General features: G+C 73.2%; 11 protein-coding genes. All 11 read left to right on the top strand.

All coding sequences use genetic code 11. The features are described from left to right. The coding region (locus IO33_RS46400; RefSeq protein ID WP_051927302.1) for a phosphopantetheine-binding protein at nt 1-668 on the top strand (668 nt) is incomplete at its 5' end. Continuing rightward, nucleotides 665-7,750, top strand: coding sequence for an amino acid adenylation domain-containing protein (locus tag IO33_RS45205; RefSeq protein WP_051927301.1), 7,086 nt, complete (start codon nt 665-667; stop codon nt 7,748-7,750). The genes IO33_RS46400 and IO33_RS45205, both read left to right, overlap by 4 nt. Before the next feature lie 210 nt (nt 7,751-7,960). Next, the gene (locus tag IO33_RS0141275) at nt 7,961-8,878 is read left to right on the top strand and encodes a GHMP family kinase ATP-binding protein (protein ID WP_031174239.1); all 918 of its coding nucleotides are present in this window, start codon (nt 7,961-7,963) and stop codon (nt 8,876-8,878) included. Between the two features lies 1 nt (nt 8,879). Then, on the top strand, nt 8,880-9,932 hold the full coding sequence (locus tag IO33_RS0141270; protein ID WP_191878643.1) for a PLP-dependent cysteine synthase family protein: 1,053 nt from the start codon (nt 8,880-8,882) through the stop codon (nt 9,930-9,932). Next, nucleotides 9,929-11,182, top strand: coding sequence for an ATP-grasp domain-containing protein (locus IO33_RS0141265; protein WP_031174237.1), 1,254 nt, complete (start codon nt 9,929-9,931; stop codon nt 11,180-11,182). The genes IO33_RS0141270 and IO33_RS0141265 overlap by 4 nt, the downstream gene beginning before the upstream one ends. Nucleotides 11,183-11,297: 115 nt before the next feature. Beyond that, a complete protein-coding gene (locus IO33_RS0141260; protein ID WP_051927300.1) occupies nt 11,298-12,752 on the top strand; it encodes an argininosuccinate lyase in 1,455 nt (484 codons plus the stop codon). Then, nucleotides 12,749-14,035 (top strand): MFS transporter, encoded by a 1,287-nt coding sequence (locus tag IO33_RS0141255; protein ID WP_051927299.1) that lies wholly within the window; start codon nt 12,749-12,751, stop codon nt 14,033-14,035. Before IO33_RS0141260 ends, IO33_RS0141255 begins: the two co-directional genes overlap by 4 nt. Before the next feature lie 40 nt (nt 14,036-14,075). After that, the gene (locus IO33_RS0141250; RefSeq protein ID WP_063765863.1) at nt 14,076-14,864 is read left to right on the top strand and encodes a 4'-phosphopantetheinyl transferase family protein; all 789 of its coding nucleotides are present in this window, start codon (nt 14,076-14,078) and stop codon (nt 14,862-14,864) included. A 96-nt stretch (nt 14,865-14,960) separates the two neighbouring features. Beyond that, entirely contained in the window at nt 14,961-16,769 is a 1,809-nt protein-coding gene (locus IO33_RS0141245) for an acetolactate synthase large subunit (protein ID WP_245236061.1), read from the top strand. A 14-nt stretch (nt 16,770-16,783) separates the two neighbouring features. Next, the gene (ilvN, locus tag IO33_RS0141240; RefSeq protein ID WP_051927298.1) at nt 16,784-17,347 is read left to right on the top strand and encodes an acetolactate synthase small subunit; all 564 of its coding nucleotides are present in this window, start codon (nt 16,784-16,786) and stop codon (nt 17,345-17,347) included. 75 nt (nt 17,348-17,422) lie between these two features. Next, nucleotides 17,423-17,522 (top strand): hypothetical protein (locus IO33_RS53920; protein WP_134655277.1); only part of this gene is annotated, 100 nt, incomplete at its 3' end.

The following is a 17,522-nucleotide window of genomic DNA, read 5'->3' as shown; positions in this document are numbered from 1 at the left end:
ACCGCTCGGGTGACCTGGTCCGCTGGAACAAGCAGGGCTCCCTCGAATACCTCGGCCGGGCCGACCAGCAGGTCAAGCTGCGCGGCTTCCGCATCGAACCGGGCGAGATCGAGAGCGTGCTGGCGGGGCACCCGGCCGTCGGCCAGGCCGTCGTCACCGTCCGCGAGGACCGCCCCGGCGACAAACGCCTCGTCGCCTACCTCACGGCACAGGACGGCGCGGCCGTCGACGTCGAGGACGTGCGGCAGCGGACGGCGGGGCTGCTGCCGGAGTACATGGTGCCGTCGGCGCTGATGCTGCTGGACGCGATCCCGCTGACCGGGAACGGCAAGGTGGACCGCAAGGCCCTGCCCGCGCCGGCGGCCGCCGAGGACACCGCCTCCGGGCGTGCGCCCCGCACGCCCAAGGAAGAGGTGCTGTGCGGGCTCTTCGCCGAGATCCTCGGCCTGCCCTCGGTCACCATCGACGACCACTTCTTCCACCTCGGCGGGCACTCCCTGCTCGCCACCCGGCTCGTGGGCCGGATCCGCACCGTGCTGGGGGTCGAGGTCTCCGTGGCGACCCTCTTCGAAAACCCGATCGTGGCAACGCTCGTCGAGAAGCTCGACGGCGCCGAGGCCGCTAGGCCCAAACTGCGGCCGATGCGCCGGATGGGAGCGACCAAGTGATCCCCTTGTCCTTCGCCCAGCAGCGTCTGTGGTTCATCGCGCAGATGGAGGGCCCCTCGACGACCTACAACATCCCGCTGGCCGTCCGGCTGACCGGTGAACTCGACCGCGGAGCGCTGAAGTCGGCGATCACCGATGTGATCGGCCGGCACGAGAGCCTGCGGACGCTCTTCCCGGACCACAACGGGACGCCGTACCAGCACATCCTCACCGAGCAGGAGGTGGAGTTCGAGCTGCCGGTGGTGCCGGCGACCGGCGAGACGCTGGCCGCGGTGCTCGCCGAGGAGTCGGCGCAGGTCTTCCACCTCTCGGTGGACCTGCCGCTGCGGGCGCGGCTGATCACGCTCGGCGAGCGGGAGCACGTGCTGCTGGTGGTGATGCACCACATCGTCACCGACGGCGGTTCGACCGGCCCGCTGCTCGCCGACCTGGCCGCCGCCTACGGGGCGCGCGCCCAGGGGCTGGCGCCCGACTGGGAGCCGCTGCCGGTGCAGTACGCCGACTACACACTGTGGCAGCAGGAGCTCCTCGGTGAGGCCGACGACCCGGACAGCGCCGGTTCCCGGCAACTCGCCTTCTGGCAGGAGGCGCTGGCGGACCTTCCCGAGGAGGCCACGCTCCCCGCCGACCGGCCCCGCCCGGCCGCCGCCTCCTACCGCGGCGGTCTGTGCACCCACCACCTGCCGGCCGACCTGCACACCGGACTCACCCATATGGCGCGGGAGTCGGGGGCCACGCTGTTCATGGCCGTGCAGGCGGCGGTCGCGACCGTGCTGTCCCGCTCCGGGGCCGGGCTCGACATCCCGCTCGGCTCGCCGGTCTCCGGGCGGATCGACGAGGCGCTGGACGGTCTGGTCGGCTTCTTCGTCAACACCCTCGTGCTGCGCACCGACCTGGGCGGCGACCCGAGCTTCCGCGAGCTGCTCGACCGGGTGCGCAGGACCGACCTGGCCGCCTGGAACCACCAGGACCTGCCCTTCGACCGGCTGGTGGAGGTGCTCAACCCGGAGCGCTCCGCGTCCCGGCACCCCCTGTTCCAGGTGATGCTCACCCTCGGCGAGGCCGGCTCGGACACGGTCGGCTTCCCGGGCCTGGACGCCCGGACCGAGTACAACGAGCTGCAGATCGCCAAGTTCGACCTGACCTTCGGGTTCGCCGAGCACCGTAGCCGGGACGGGCGGCCCCAGGGCCTGGACATCACCATCGAGTACGCCACCGACCTGTACGAGGCCCGCACGATCGATGCCCTCATGGCCCGGCTGCGGCGGCTCCTGGAGTCGGTGCTGACCTCGCCGGACACCCCGCTGTCCGTCCTCGACCTGCTCGGCGAGCACGAGCGCCGGCAGCTCCTGGAGGAGTGGGCGGGCCCGGCCACCGCGGCCCCCGACGCGAGCCTGGCCGAGCTGTTCTCCGCGCAGGCCGCCCGCACCCCGGACGCGGTCGCGCTGGTCGACGAGTACCAGGACTTCAGCTACCGCGAGCTGGACGAACTCACCAACCGCCTCGCCCACCACCTGATCAACCTGGGTATCCGGCGCGGTGACGTGGTCGCCGTCCTGATGGAACGCTCGGCCGGGCTGCTCACCGCGCTGCTGGCGGTGGTGAAGGCGGGCGCGGTCTACGCACCGCTGAACACCACCGACCCGGACACCCGTCTGGCACAGATCCTCGGTGACACCGCGGCCCCGGTGCTGCTCACCGACGAGGCCATGGCCGACCACCCGGTGGCCGCGGCGACCTCGGCCCGGGTCGTCGTCCTGGACGGCGTCTCGGTCCCGGAGGGCCTGCCCGCCACCGCACCGGTGTCCGCCGTACACCCCGACGAGCCGGTGTACGCCATGTTCACCTCGGGCTCGACCGGTGTCCCGAAGGGCGTCGCCGTCACCCACCGCAACGTCGCCGACCTGGCCGCCCAGACCAGGTACGCGGGCGGCAACCACCGCCGGGTGCTGTTCCACTCGCCGGCCGCGTTCGACGCGTCGACGTACGAGATATGGGTGCCGTGGCTCAACGGCGGCACCCTCGTCGTCGCACCGCCCGGCCACCTGGACCCGTCCGGCTACCGGCACCTGATCGACACCTACGGCATCACCGGCATGTGGCTGACCGCGGGTCTGTTCCGGGTCATGGCGGAGGAGGCGCCCGACGCCTTCGCCGGCGTCCGCGAGGTGTGGGCGGGCGGCGACGTCGTACCGCCCGAGGCCGTACGCCGTATCCACGAGCACTGCCCGCAGACGACCGTCGTCAACGGCTACGGCCCGACCGAGACCACCACCTTCGCGGCCACCCACCGGATCCGCCGCCCCTTCGACTACCCGGGCACCGTCCCGATCGGCGAGGCACTCGACAACCACCGCCTCTACGTCCTGGACCCCGCGCTGCGGCTGGTGCCGCCCGGGACCCCGGGAGAGCTGTACATCGCGGGCGCGGGGCTCGCCCAGGGGTATCTGCGCCGCCCGGGGATGACGGCGGAGCGTTTCGTCGCGGACCCCTACGGCCCCTCCGGCGAGCGCATGTACCGCACCGGCGACCTGGTCCGCTGGAACCACGAGGGCTCCCTGGAGTACCTCGGCCGCGCCGACCAGCAGGTCAAGCTCCGCGGCTTCCGTATCGAACCGGGCGAGATCGAGAGCGCGCTGACCGCGCACGCCTCCGTCGCCCAGGCCACGGTGGTCGTCCGCGAGGACCGGCCCGGCGACAAGCGCCTCGTCGCCTATCTGGTCGCCGCGCAGGACGTACAGCTGGACGCGGAGGAGGTGCAGCGGGAGGTCTCCGCCGCCCTGCCCGAGTACATGGTCCCGTCGGCGTTCGTGGTCCTCGACGCGCTGCCGCTGACCACCAACGGCAAGATCGACCGGCGCGCGCTGCCCGCGCCCAGGCAGAGCACGGACAGCGCGGGGCGGGCTCCCCGCACCCCTGCCGAGGAGGTGCTGTGCGGGCTCTTCGCGGCCGTGCTCGGGCTGCCGTCGGCCACCATCGACGACCACTTCTTCCGCCGGGGCGGCCACTCGCTGCTCGCCACCCGGCTCATCAGCCGCATCCGTGCCGTGTGGGACGCCGAGATCACCATCCGGGACCTGTTCCAGTACCCGACGGTCGCCCTGCTCGCCGAGCGGCTCACCGCGGCGAGCGGTGACACCCGGCGGCCGGCCCTCGCACCGCAGGAGCGCCCGGAGCGGGTGCCGCTGTCCTCGGCCCAGCAACGGCTGTGGTTCCTGGACCAGATGGAGGGCCCGTCGGCGACGTACAACATCCCGATGGCCCTGCGGCTGACCGGTGAGCTCGACCGGGAGGCCCTGCGCCAGGCGCTCACCGACCTGGTGGCCCGGCACGAGAGCCTGCGGACCGTCTACCCCGTGCAGGAGAACACCCCGTACCAGCACGTCCTGCCATGCGGGCCGGTGGAGCTGCCGCTCGCCGACACCAGCGAGCGGGACCTGGCCAGGCTGCTCCACGCCGAGGCCGCCCGCACCTTCGACCTGGCCGGTGAACTCCCCTTCCGGGCAGGCCTGTTCCGGATCGGCCAGCAGGCGCACGTGCTGTCGCTGGTGATCCATCACATCGCCTCCGACGGCTGGTCCAACGCGCCCCTCTTCCGTGACCTGTCCACCGCCTACGCGGCCCGCGCCGAGGGGCGGGCGCCGGACTGGGAGCCGCTGCCGGTCCAGTACGCCGACTACGCGCTGTGGCAGCAGCGGCTCATCGAGGAGGCCGAGGAGCGCCAGCTCGCCCACTGGAAGCAGGCGCTGGCCGAGCTGCCGGAGGAGGCCACCCTGCCGACCGACCGGGCCCGCCCGGCGACGCCCTCCAACCGGGGGACCACGCACACCGTGCACGGCGGCGCCCGGCTCCACCGGGCGCTCACCACCCTGGCCCAGGACAGCGGAGCGACCCTGTTCATGGTCGCCCAGGCCGCCGTGTCGACCCTGCTCTCGCGCTCGGGTGCCGGGCACGACATCCCGCTCGGCTCCCCGGTCGCCGGCCGCACGGACCAGAAGCTCGACGACCTCGTCGGCTTCTTCGTCAACACCCTCGTGCTGCGCAACGACCTGAGCGGCGACCCGAGCTTCCGGGAGCTGCTGGGGCGCGTCCGGGAGACCGACCTGGCCGCCTGGGCCCACCAGGACCTGCCCTTCGACCGGCTGGTCGAGGTCCTCAACCCCGAGCGCACCACGGCCCGGCACTCCCTCTTCCAGGTCATGCTGACCGTCGGCGACTCCGCCACCGAGGCGCCCCGGATCGGCGCCCTGGAGGGAGAGTTCCTGTTCCCGTCGGCCTCGGTCGCGAAGTTCGACCTGACCTTCGCGTTCGCCGAGCACCGGGACGCGGCGGGCGAGCCGGGCGGCCTGGACATCACCGTCGAGTACGCCACCGACCTGTACGACGCCCGCACCATCGAGGCGACCGCCGACCGTCTCGTACGCCTGCTGGAGGCCGCCGCCGCCTCGCCCGAACTGCCGGTGAGCGAACTGGAGCTGCTTTCCGGGGGCGAGCGTGCGCGGGTGCTGGAGTGGAGCGGTGCGCCCACGCCGGCCCCGACCCTCGGGCTCGACGGGCTGTTCTCCGGCCAGGCGGCCCGTACCCCGGACTCGCTCGCGCTGGTGTACGAGGAGCAGCGGCTGACCTACGCCGAGCTGGACACGTGGTCCAACCGGCTGGCCCGGCACCTCACCGCGCGCGGGGTCGTCCCGGGCAGCCTGGTCGCCCTGCACCTGGAGCGCTCCCCGCACCTGATCGCCGCGATCCTCGCGGTGCTGAAGGCGGGCGCCGGATACACCGTGCTGGACCCGCAGTTCCCTGCCGAGCGGCTGACCACCGTGCTGGGCCAGACCCGGCCGTCGGCCCTGGTCACCCAGAGCCACCTGATCGAACTGCCCACCGACGCGCCGCTGATCGACCTGACCGTGGACGCGCCCGGGATCAGCGCCCTGCCGGGTACGGCCGTGGAGACCGGCGGGCACCCGGAGGCCACCGCGTGCGTCATGTTCACCTCGGGCTCGACCGGGGTGCCCAAGGGGGTCGCGGCCTCGCACCGGGCGCTGGCGGCCACCTTCATCGGGCCGGACTACCTCAACTTCGGTCCCGAGCAGACCTATCTGCAGAGCTCACCCGTGTCGTGGGACGCGTTCGCGCTGGAGGTGTTCGGGCCCCTGCTGCACGGCGGGGTGTGCGTGCTGCAACCGGGTCAGCACACCGACCCGCACCGGATCGCGGAGCTGGTGGAACAGCACCAGATCACCACGCTGCAGATGTCGGCGAGCCTGTTCAACCACATGCTCGACGAGCACCCGGCCGTCTTCGCCCAGGTCCGCGAGGCCATGACGGCCGGCGAGGCGGCCTCGCCGGCGCACACCGCCAAGGCCCTGGCCGACCACCCCCACCTGCACCTGGTCAACGGCTACGGGCCGGCGGAGAGCATGGGCTTCACCACCGCCCACGCCATCACCGCGCCCGCGCCCGCCATCCCCATCGGCCGGCCCATCGCCGGCAAGCACTCCTACGTCCTCGACGAGAACCTGCGGCTGCTGCCGCCGGGCGTACCCGGGGAGCTGTACGTCGCGGGTCACGGCCTGGCCCACGGCTACATCGGCCGGCCGGGCCTGAGCGCCGAGCGGTTCGTGGCCGACCCGCACGGGGCGCCCGGCTCTCGGATGTACCGCACCGGGGACCTGGCCCGCTGGAGCCAGGACGGCGCGCTGGAGTACCTGGGGCGGGCCGACCAGCAGATCAAACTGCGCGGGTTCCGCATCGAGCCCGGCGAGATCGAGTCGGCGCTGCTGCGGCACCCGTCGGTCGTCCAGGCCGCGGTGCTGATCCGGGAGGACCGGCCGGGCGACAAGCGGCTGGTGGCGTATGTGGTGGCCGCCGACGCGAAGGCGCACCCGGTGGACCCGGCCGAGCTGCGCCGGCACGCGGCCGCCGCCCTGCCCGAGTACATGGTGCCCGCCGCCGTCGTCGCCCTCGACGCGCTGCCGCTCACCGTGAACGGCAAGCTGGACCGGCGCGCGCTGCCCGAGCCGCCGCGCACCGAGGCCACCGGCGGGCGGGCGCCGCGCACCCCCGCCGAGGAGATCCTGTGCGGCCTGTACACGGCCGTGCTCGGGGTCCCCTCGGTCACCATCGACGACCACTTCTTCCACCTGGGCGGGCACTCCCTGCTCGCCACCCGGCTCATCGGCCGCATCCGCGCGGTCTGGGACACCCCGGTCACCATCCGGGACCTGTTCCAGCATCCGACGCCCGCCCTGCTCGCCGAACACATCGCCGAGAACGCGGGCGGGGACCCGTTGGAGACGCTGCTGCCGATCCGGGCCGCTTCGGGCTCGGACCAGCCGCCGCTGTTCTGTGTGCACCCGGTCTCCGGGATGAGCTGGTGCTATGCCGGACTGCTCAAGTATCTCGACGACCGGCCGCTGATCGGCCTGCAGGCACGGGAGCTGACCGATCCGGCGCTCCGGCCCGGGAGCATGGCGGAGATGGCCGACACCTATGTGGCCGAGATCCGCTCCGTCCAGCCGCACGGGCCGTACCACCTGCTCGGCTGGTCCTTCGGCGGACTCGTGGCGCACGCGATCGCGGCCCGGCTGGAGGCGCTCGGCGAGGAAGTGGCCCTGCTCGGACTCCTGGACGCCTACCCGCTGCCCGACGGCTTCACCGCCCCGGCCGTCGACGGACACGAGGTCCTCACCGCGTTCCTCGGCACCCGCGGCGCCGAACTCGACGTCCGGTGCGGCGGCTCGGCGCCCGACCCGGCCGAACTCGCCGACGTGCTGCGGCGTGAGGACCCGATCCTGGGCGCCCTGGACCCGGTCCAGGCCGCCGCGGTCGTCGAGGCCACGGCCGCGCATCTGCACATGCGCTACCGGTATGTGCCGGAGCTGCGGTTCGGCGGCCACGCGGTGTTCTTCAACGCCCTGCGCACGCCGGCCGCGACCACCGGCGCCGAGGCCTGGGCGCCGTACGTTCTCGGCCACGTCGAGGAGTACGACGTCGACTGCGAGCACTGGGAGCTGACCGGAGCCGAGCCGCTGCGGCAGATCGGCAAGGTGCTGGGCGAGCAGCTGCGGGGGGTGCGCCGCTAGCGGTCTCCACACCGGCCACCAGGTGCCCGGACCTGCCGACACGGCGGTCCGGGCACTTCCGCGTGCCCGGCGGCATGTGTGCGTGCCGGGGGCGAAGGTGCCCCAACCGCCCACAACCTGCCGCTCTTGCCGCCGGACGGCGGGTTCCGGCCTCCGTAGCGTGAGGGTGTCCGCAGGTCACGGCTTCACCGGCAACAGAGGGTCAAGGACATGGTGGAACATTCCGACTGGCGTGTCGGGGCAGCTTCGGCCCCCGTCCATCACGGCGAGATTCTGCAGGGTGTCTTCGCCGGCCGCGACGGGCTCGTGCGCGGACTCGTGACGCTGCCCTGCACCATTCACACCACCCGGGCGACCTTCACACCGGCGTCCGGCACCCGGGTCACCGTGTCGCCGGACTGGAAGGGCAAGGCGCGACGGGCGGCCGAACTGGCCGTGCGGGCCGTCGTCCCGGCCGGCGCCGGCGTGGCCGGCGGTCATCTGGAGCTGACCGGCGACGTGCCGCTGTGCCGGGGCTTCGGCTCCTCGACCAGCGATGTGCTGGCGGCCATCTGGGCCGTGAAGGACGCGTTCGCCGACCCCCTGCCGCCGCGTGAGGTGGCCCGGCTCGCGGTACGCGCGGAGACCGCCTCCGACTCGCTGATGTTCGAGGACTCCACGGTGCTGTTCGCGCAGCGCGAGGGCACCGTCATCGAGGACTTCGGCTACCGGATGCCGCCCCTGCGCGTCCTGGGCTTCGGCTCGCGGCCCTCCAACCGGGGCAAGGGCGTCGACACGCTGGCCCTCCCGCCGGCCCGCTACGACGGGGCCGAGACCGAGCGGTTCGCCCGGCTGCGGGACATGCTGCGCGACGCCATCCAGATGAAGGACGTCGCGCTGCTCGGCGCGGTGGCGACGGCGAGCGCGGAGATCAACCAGCGGCATCTGCCGGTCCCCGGTTTCGACCGGATCCGGGACATCGCGCGGACCTCGGGCGCGGTGGGCGTGCAGGTGGCCCACAGCGGGGACATCGCGGGGCTCCTCTTCGACCGGGACGACCCCGAGGTCGAGACGCGCACCGCACTGGCGCAGGACCTCCTGCGGAACACCGGTATCGACGAGCAGTGGAACTACACAACGGGTGACTGACATGACGACGACGACCCTCCCCAAGGCTCACTCCTCGATCGTGGAGGCCACCGAGCTGCCACGGATCATCAAGGTGGGCGACAACCTCTACGCGACCGCCTTCAGCCTGATGAAGCTGCTGCCCGCCCGCTACATCATCGACCGGGCCGAGGCCGCCGGGGTGCTCACCCCGGGCACCCCGGTCATCGAGACGTCCTCCGGCACGTTCGCGCTGGGCCTGGCCATGGTGTGCGGGCTGCGCGGCTACCCGCTGACCATCGTCGGCGACTCCGCCATCGACCAGGAGCTGCGCACCAGACTGGAGATGCTCGGCACGACGGTGGAGATCGTCGAGCACACCGGCCAGCCCGGCGGCATCCAGGGCGCCCGGCTGGCCCGGGTGGCCGAGCTGTGCCGGCAGCGGCCCGACGCGTTCGTCCCCGGACAGTACGACAACCCCGACAACCCGGGGGCCTACGGCATCGTCGCCGACCTGATCGACGGCACCGTCGGCGCCGTCGACTGCCTGGTGGGGCCGGTCGGTTCGGGCGGCTCGACGGGCGGTCTCGCCGGTGCCCTGCGGCCCCGCAACCCGCAGCTGCACCTCGTCGGCGTCGACACCCACGGCAGCATCATCTTCGGCACCCCGGACGCCCCGCGCACCCTGCGCGGCCTGGGCAGCAGCATCCACCCGGGCAACGTGCGGCACTCGGCGTACGACGAGGCGCACTGGGTGACCGCCGCGGAGGCCTTCCACGCGACCCATGAGCTGTACCGCAGCCACGGCCTGTTCATGGGCCCGACCAGCGGCGCGTCCTTCCAGGTGGCGTCCTGGTGGGCGGCGCAGAACCCCGGCAGCACGGTCGTGATGGTGCTGCCCGACGAGGGCTACCGCTACCAGTCGACCGTCTACAACGACGCCTGGCTGCGCGAGCAGGGCATCACCCCCGCACCCGCGCCCGGCGGCGGCCCGGTCACCGTGGAGCACCCGCTGGACGCCCCGCCGGTCTGGTCCCGGCTGATGTGGGCGCGACGCGGCTTCGACGACGTGATGATGCCGGAGATGACGTCATGAGCGGGCGGCTGCTGCTCCTGGTGGAGTCCAACACGACCGGCACCGGGCGGCTGTTCGCCCGGCGGGCCGCGGAACTCGGTGTGGCGCCCGTCCTGTTGAGCACGGACCCCGCCCGCTATCCGTACGCGGCCGAGGACGGGCTGCGGACCGTCGTCGTCGACACCTCCGACCCGGACCGGCTGTGGGAGGCGGCCACCCGGCTGGCCGCCGAGGCCCCGGTCGCCGGTGTGCTGACCAGCTCCGAGTACTACGTCCCGGCCGCCGCCGCGCTGGCGTCCCGACTCCGCCTGCCCGGCCCCTCGGCGGACGCGGTGCGGGCCTGCCGGGACAAGGCCGAGCAGCGCCGCGTCCTCGCCGCCGCCGGCGTGGGCGTACCGGGCTTCGCGGTGGTGTCGACGGCGGACGCCGCGGTGTCGGCGGCCGCGACCCGGCTGCCCGTCGTGGTCAAACCGGTGCAGGGCTCCGGCAGTCTGGGCGTACGGCTGTGCTCGGACCCCGACGAGGTCGCCGAGCACGCGCGCGCCCTGCTGGCGGCCACCACGAACGAGCGCGGGGTGGCGACCCCCGGCCGGATCCTGGTCGAGGAGTACCTGACCGGCGCCGAGTTCTCCGTCGAGGTGTTCGGCACCGAGGCGGTGGTGACCGTCGCCAAGCACGTCGGCCCGCTGCCCGCGTTCGTCGAGGTCGGCCACGACGTGCCGGCGGCGCTCCCCGCCGACCTGGAGCGCGAGCTGCGGCAGACCGCGGTGCGGGCCGTGGCGGCGCTCGGCCTCGGCTGGGGCGCGGCCCATGTGGAGCTGCGTCTCGACGGTCCCGTCGCCAAGGTGATCGAGGTCAACCCGCGGCTGGCCGGCGGCATGATCCCGGAACTGGTCCGCCGGGCCTGCGGGATCGACCTGGTCCGGGCCCAGGTCCTGGCCGCCCTGGGCCGTGCCGCGCACCCAGAGCGCGCGCTGTACGGCCGCGCCTCGATCCGCTTCCTGACCACCGACCGCGACGGCATCCTGGCCCCCGACCTCACCGAGACCGTGACGCGCGCCGGTGCCGTCCCGGGGGTCGTCGAGACGGTGCTCTACCGCGCCCCCGGCGAACCGGTCGGCCCCGCCGCCGACTTCCGCGGCCGCCTCGGCCACGTCATCGCGGTCGCGGACCATCCGGCCGAAGCGGCCGAGGCCGCGGACCGGGGCGTGGCAGCCCTCACGGGGGCGATCACCCCCGCGTCCCTGGACCGGCAGGAGGCGCTGACATGAGCGCCGTACGGACCCGCGAGGGCGCGACCGCCGCGCCGCACCACCCCGGCACCCCTTCCCCGCGCCCCCGCGGGTGCCGGGGGCACCGGCCGCTTCTCACCCCCGAGGACCTCTCATGACCACCGCCCCCGCGCGCGACGGCGTCGACACCGGCCGGCTCAGTTCGGCGCTGGATCCCGAGGCACACGCCATCGTCTACGACCAGTACGTGTCCGAGGACGCGGCGGATCCGCTGGGCGGCGAGCTGCGCCGCATCAGCCAGGTGGACCGCGCCCACCTGGTCATGCTCACCGAGCGCGGGGTCGTGGACCCCGCCCGGGCCGCCGCCCTGCTGCGGGCCGTGGAGGAACTGCGCGCCGCCGACTTCGGCCCGGTGCGCGGACGGCCGATGCCGCGCGGGGTGTACCTGGCCTACGAGGGCTGGCTGATCGAGCGGCTGGGCGACGAGACCGGCGGCATCCTGCACACCGGCCGCTCCCGCAACGACCTCAACGCCACGACCGCCCGCCTGAGGGCCCGCACCCCCTACCTCCGCCTGCTGGACGCCGTGGACCGGCTCGCCGCCGTACTCCTCGCGCAGGCCGACCGGTACGCGGACGTCACCATGCCCGCGTACACCCACGGCCAGCCCGCCGTGCCGATCACCTACGGCCACTATCTGGCGGGCGTCGCGGGCGCGGTGCTGCGCGCCTACGGCCATCTTCTCGACGCGGGGCGGCAGCTGGACGTCAACCCGCTGGGTGCCGGCGCGATCGGCGGCACGTCCGTCCCCGTCGACTCCGAACGCACCGCCCGGCTGCTGGGGTTCACCGGGGCCGCCACCAACTCCGTGGACGCGGTGGCCTCCAGGGACTTCGCGCTGAGCCTGCTGGCCGCGTCCGCGACGCTCGGTGTCAGCCTCGCCCGGGTCGCCCGCGACCTGAGCGTGTGGACTGCGGAGGAGGCGGCGCTGCTCCAGGTCGCCGACACACTGGTCGGCTCCAGCTCGATGATGCCGCAGAAGCGCAACCCGTTCCTGCTGGAACACATCCAGGGCCGCTCCACCGCGAGCCTGGGCGCCTTCATGAGCGCGGCCTCGGCGATGACCACCGCCGGCTACACCAACGCCATCGCCGTCGGCACCGAGGCCATGCGCCACCTGTGGCCGGGCCTGAGCGACACCACCGACGCGGTGACTCTGCTGCGGCTGGTCGTGGCCGGCACCGAACCGCGGCCCGAGCGCATGACCGAGCGCGCCCGGGAGGGGTTCACCGCGGCGACGTACCTCGCGGAGCGCCTGGTCGCGGACGGCATGCCGTTCCGCGCCGCGCACCACAAGGTCGGCGAGACCGTGCTGGCCGCGCTCGGCTCGGGCCGCTCCCTGGAGGAGACGGCCGGCCTCGACACCGACCTGGCCCCCGACCGCGTGGCCGCCGCCTGCGTCCACGGCGGCGGCCCGGGCAGCGACGGGCTTCCGCCGCTGCACCGTCAGCTCGACGCCCACCGCGCCGAGGCCGCCGTACGCCGCGATCGCTGGTCGGACGCCGAGGAACTGCTGGCCGACGCCGTACGGCAGGCGGTGCGGGCATGAGCGCGGACGTCACCGCCGTCACGGCACCGGCCCCCGCCCCGTCCCGCCGTCCCCTGTCCCGGCTCCGCGACTTCCGTCTCCTGTGGCTCGGCGAGACCACCAACCGGGTCGGCATCAACATCACCACGGTGGCCATGCCCCTGGTCGCCGTGGTCACCCTGAACGCCAGCACCCTCAGCGTGAGTGTGCTGGCCGCCGCGCCCTGGCTGCCCTGGCTGCTGATCGGGCTGCCGGCCGGCGCCTGGGTGGACCGGATGCGGCGGCGCCCGCTGATGCTGGTGTGCAACGTCTCCTCGACGCTGCTGCTCGCGAGCGTGCCGGTGGCCGCGTGGCTCGGTGTGCTCACCATGGCCCATCTGCTGGCCGTGGCGCTCCTCAACGGCCTGGCCGCGGTGTTCTTCGGGATCTCGTACAAGGTGTACGTACCCTCCATCGTGGACCGGGACCAGCTCCAGGACGCCAACGCCAAGCTGCAGGGCAGCGAGTCGGTCGCGCAGGTCGCCGGCCTGGGCGGGGGCGGTCTGCTCGCCCAGGGCTTCGGCGCGGTCGCCGGCCTGCTGGTCAACGCCGGCACCTTCCTCTTCTCGGCGCTGTGCCTGCTCGGCATCCGCAGCCGGGAGCCCCGGTCCGGGCCCTCTCGGGAGCGCACCCCGCTGCGGCGGGACATCCGCGAGGGCCTGAGGCACACCGTGCGTGACCCGTACCTGCGTGTGCTGACCGCCTACGGCACCGTCACCAACCTGCTGCTGACGGCCTACCAGGCGATCCTGCCCGTGTTCTTGATCCGTCAGCTCGGCGTGCCGGAGGGCGCGACCGGCTGGCTGCTGGCCTCCAGCAGCGTCGGCGGGATCCTCGGCGCGGCCGGTGCCAAGCGGGTGACCGCCCGCTGGGGCACCGCACGCGGGCTGCTGGTGGCCACCGCCGCCACGGCCCCGTTCTCCCTGCTGATCCCGATGGCGGGAAAGGGCTGGATGCTGGCCGCGCTCGTGGCCGGCAGCGCCCTGCTCGCCCTCGGTGTGGTACTCGCCAATGTGATCCAGGGCGCGTTCCGCCAGCGGTACTGTCCGCCCCAGCTGCTCGGCCGCATCACGGCCTGCATCTCGGTGGCGAACTTCGGCGCCATTCCGTTCGGTTCCCTGCTCGGCGGCGTGCTCGGCACGGCGCTCGGACTGCGGCCGACGTTGTGGCTGCTGACCGCCGGTCTCGCGGTCAGCCCCCTGTTACTGCTGATCGGGCCCCTGCGCAGCAGGCACGACCTGCCCGCCGCGCCCGGTGGTTCATGACGCCCGGTCGGCTCCTTCGAGTACGAACAGGAGAGACCCCGTGGAAGGAACCCTGCCGTGGGTCGCTCGTGAGCTGCCACCCCCCGGCTCACTCGACCTCTGGCTCCTGAGGGTCTCGGATGTCGCCGCCGGCATCCTGGACGAGGCGGTGCTCGACGCGACCGAGCGCCGGCGCGCTGCCGCCCTCATGCACGCGGCCGACCGCACCCGGTTCACGGCCGCGCACGTCGCACTGAGACGACTGCTCGGGGCGTATCTGCGCCTTCGCCCCGAGGAGATCCACTTCGGCCGGGACACCTGTCCCTGCTGCGGCGGCCCGCACGGCCGGCCCACCGTGCTCGGCGCGGGCCGCGACGACCTGTTCTTCTCGCTCTCCCACCGAGGCGACCTCGCCCTCGTCGGTACGGCCGCGGCGCCGATCGGCGTGGACGTGGACCTGGTGTCGGACCAGACGGCCACCACCGAACTGGCCTCGATGCTGCACGTGGCCGAGCAAGAGGAACTGGCCGCTCTCCCGCCGGCGTTGCGGCCCCGCGCGCTGGCACGGCTGTGGACCCGCAAGGAGGCCTACCTCAAGGGCCTCGGCACCGGACTGGGACGCGATCCGTCCCTCGACTACGTCGGCTCCGGCGGGCCGGAAGGCCCCTACCCGCCGTCCGGCTGGACCCTGCTGGACGTTCCGGTGGACCGGGGCTACGCGGCGGCGGTGGCGGTGCGCGGCGAACTCACCGCCACCGGCGCGACCATCACCCGCCTCGTCGGCCCACAGGCCGCCGAGCTGGTCCGCGCGGCCCCGCCCGTGCTCCTGACGGGAGGGACCTCGATCTGACCCGACACACCCGCAAGACCACTCCACCCCTACGAACCAAGGGATCCGACCATGCCAAGCACTGTGCAAGAGGCCCCCGCGGCCCGCCTTCCACGGATGTGCGCCGCCGACGACACCATGACCGGCGCCCAGTCCCTGATCCGCTCCCTGGAAGAGGCGGGCGCGGACACCGTGTTCGGGATTCCCGGCGGTGCGATCCTCCCGGCGTACGACCCGATGATGGACTCGGCGCGGATCCGCCATGTCCTGGTCCGGCACGAGCAGGGCGCCGGCCACGCGGCCACCGGCTACGCGCAGGCCACCGGGAAGGTCGGTGTCTGCATCGCGACCTCCGGACCGGGCGCGACGAACCTGGTGACGCCGATCGCCGACGCCCACATGGACTCCGTACCGCTCGTGGCGATCACGGGCCAGGTGTCGTCGAAGGCGATCGGCACGGACGCCTTCCAGGAGGCGGACATCGTCGGCATCACGATGCCGATCACCAAGCACAACTTCCTGGTCACCGACGCCGAGGACATCCCGAGGACGATCGCCGAGGCCTTCCACCTGGCCTCGACCGGCCGCCCCGGGCCGGTCCTGGTCGACATCACCAAGGACGCCCTCCAGGCGCGGACCACCTTCGTGTGGCCCGGAACGGCGAACCTGCGCGGCTACCGTCCGAAGACCCGCCCGCACCCGCGGCAGATACGCGAGGCGGCGCGGCTGATCACCTCGTCCGAACGTCCCGTCCTGTATGTCGGCGGCGGCGTTCTCAAGGCCGGGGCGACCGCCGAACTGCGCGACCTCGCCGAACTGACCGGCGTGCCCGTGGTCACCACGCTGATGGCTCTCGGCGCCTTCCCCGGCAGCCATCCGCAGCACATGGGCATGCCCGGCATGCACGGGGACGTCTCCGCCGTGGCGGCCCTGCAGAAGGCGGACCTGATCGTCGCCCTCGGCGCCCGCTTCGACGACCGGGTCACCGGCAGGCTGGACACCTTCGCCCCGCACGCCAAGGTCGTGCACGCCGACATCGACCCGGCGGAGATCTCCAAGAACCGGTACGCGGACGTGCCGATCGTCGGCGACGCCCGCGAGGTGATCGACGCGCTGGCGGCCGCCGTGCGGGAGGAGGGCGCGGCCGGTGACTACAGCGCCTGGTGGCGGGACCTGATCCGCTGGCGGGAGACCTACCCCCGCGGTTACGACGTGCCCGCCGACGGCACGCTCTCCCCGCAGCTGGTCATCGAGCGTATCGGCCGGCTCGCCCCCGAGGGCACCCTCTTCGCCTCCGGGGTCGGCCAGCACCAGATGTGGGCGGCGCAGTTCCTGCCGCACGACGAGCCGGGCACCTGGTTCAACTCCGGCGGTGCCGGGACGATGGGCTACGCGGTCCCGGCCGCGATGGGCGCCAAGGCCGGCCGGCCCGACCGCACGGTGTGGGCGATCGACGGCGACGGCTGCTTCCAGATGACCAACCAGGAGCTGGTCACCTGCGCGCTGAACAACATCCCGATCAAGGTCGCCGTCATCAACAACGGTGCCCTCGGGATGGTCCGTCAGTGGCAGAACCTGTTCTACGGTGCGCGGTTCTCCAACACCGTGCTGCACGACGGCGCGACCAACGCCGCGACCGGCTCGACCCGGGGCGTCGGCTCCGCGGCCAACCGGGGCACGCGCGTCCCGGACTTCGTCCTCCTCGCCGAGGCGATGGGCTGCGTGGGGCTGCGCTGCGAGTCCCCGGACGAGCTGGACGTGGTCATCGACAAGGCCAACTCGGTCACCGACCGTCCGGTGGTGGTGGACTTCATCGTCCACGAGGACGCGATGGTGTGGCCGATGGTCCCGGCCGGCACTTCCAACGACGACATCATGGCCGCCCGTGACGTGCGTCCCGACTTCGGCGACGCCGCGGACGACTGAGAGGACCCTCCGACATGTCCCAGCACACGCTCTCCGTCCTGGTCGAGAACACCCCCGGCATCCTGGCCCGGATCGCCGCCCTGTTCTCCCGCCGCGGCTTCAACATCGACTCGCTCGCCGTGGGCACCACCGAGCACCCGGACCTCTCCCGTGTCACGATCGTCGTCCGCGTCGATGACGAACTCTCCCTGGAGCAGGTCACCAAGCAGCTCAACAAGCTCGTCAACGTCCTGAAGGTCGTCGAGCTGGCGGCCTCGGACGCGGTGCAGCGCGAGCTCGTCCTCGTGAAGGTCCGTGCCGACAACACCACCCGCTCCCAGGTCCTGGAGATCGCCGAGCTGTTCCGGGCCCGCACCGTCGACGTGGCCCCCGAGGCGGTGACCCTGGAGGCCACCGGCGCCGGTGACAAGCTCGACGCGATGCTGCGGATGCTGGCGCAGTTCGGCATCAAGGAGCTGGTGCAGTCCGGCGCGATCGCCATCGGCCGCGGCTCCCGCTCCCTGACGGAACGAGGCGTCCGCGAGACCCGCACACTGCGCATCACCTCGGGCGTGGCAAGGACCGCGCAGAGCGCCTGAACCTCGGGCGGCGCCCCCCGTCACGCACCCTTTCCCACCACACCCCCTTACCCACCACCCTAAGGAGTTCGATCCATGGCCGAGCTGTTCTACGACGCTGACGCCGACCTGTCCATCATCCAGGGCCGCAAGGTCGCGGTCATCGGCTACGGCAGCCAGGGCCACGCCCACGCGC

Origin of the sequence: Streptomyces durhamensis (assembly GCF_000725475.1) — a bacterium.
In the GTDB taxonomy this organism is placed as follows: Bacteria; Actinomycetota; Actinomycetes; order Streptomycetales; family Streptomycetaceae; genus Streptomyces; species Streptomyces filipinensis.
This window is presented reverse-complemented; position numbering and strand designations above follow the sequence as displayed.

Bases quoted from the DNA above. Each gene is read 5' to 3' on its own strand.
- IO33_RS0141255 (WP_051927299.1), top strand. From the start codon at position 12,749: ATGAGCGCGGACGTCACCGCCGTCACGGCACCGGCCCCCGCCCCGTCC.
- IO33_RS0141270 (WP_191878643.1), top strand. From the start codon at position 8,880: ATGACGACGACGACCCTCCCCAAGGCTCACTCCTCGATCGTGGAGGCC.
- IO33_RS0141245 (WP_245236061.1), top strand. From the start codon at position 14,961: ATGTGCGCCGCCGACGACACCATGACCGGCGCCCAGTCCCTGATCCGC.
- IO33_RS0141260 (WP_051927300.1), top strand. From the start codon at position 11,298: ATGACCACCGCCCCCGCGCGCGACGGCGTCGACACCGGCCGGCTCAGT.
- IO33_RS0141275 (WP_031174239.1), top strand. From the start codon at position 7,961: ATGGTGGAACATTCCGACTGGCGTGTCGGGGCAGCTTCGGCCCCCGTC.
- ilvN (WP_051927298.1), top strand. From the start codon at position 16,784: ATGTCCCAGCACACGCTCTCCGTCCTGGTCGAGAACACCCCCGGCATC.
- IO33_RS0141265 (WP_031174237.1), top strand. From the start codon at position 9,929: ATGAGCGGGCGGCTGCTGCTCCTGGTGGAGTCCAACACGACCGGCACC.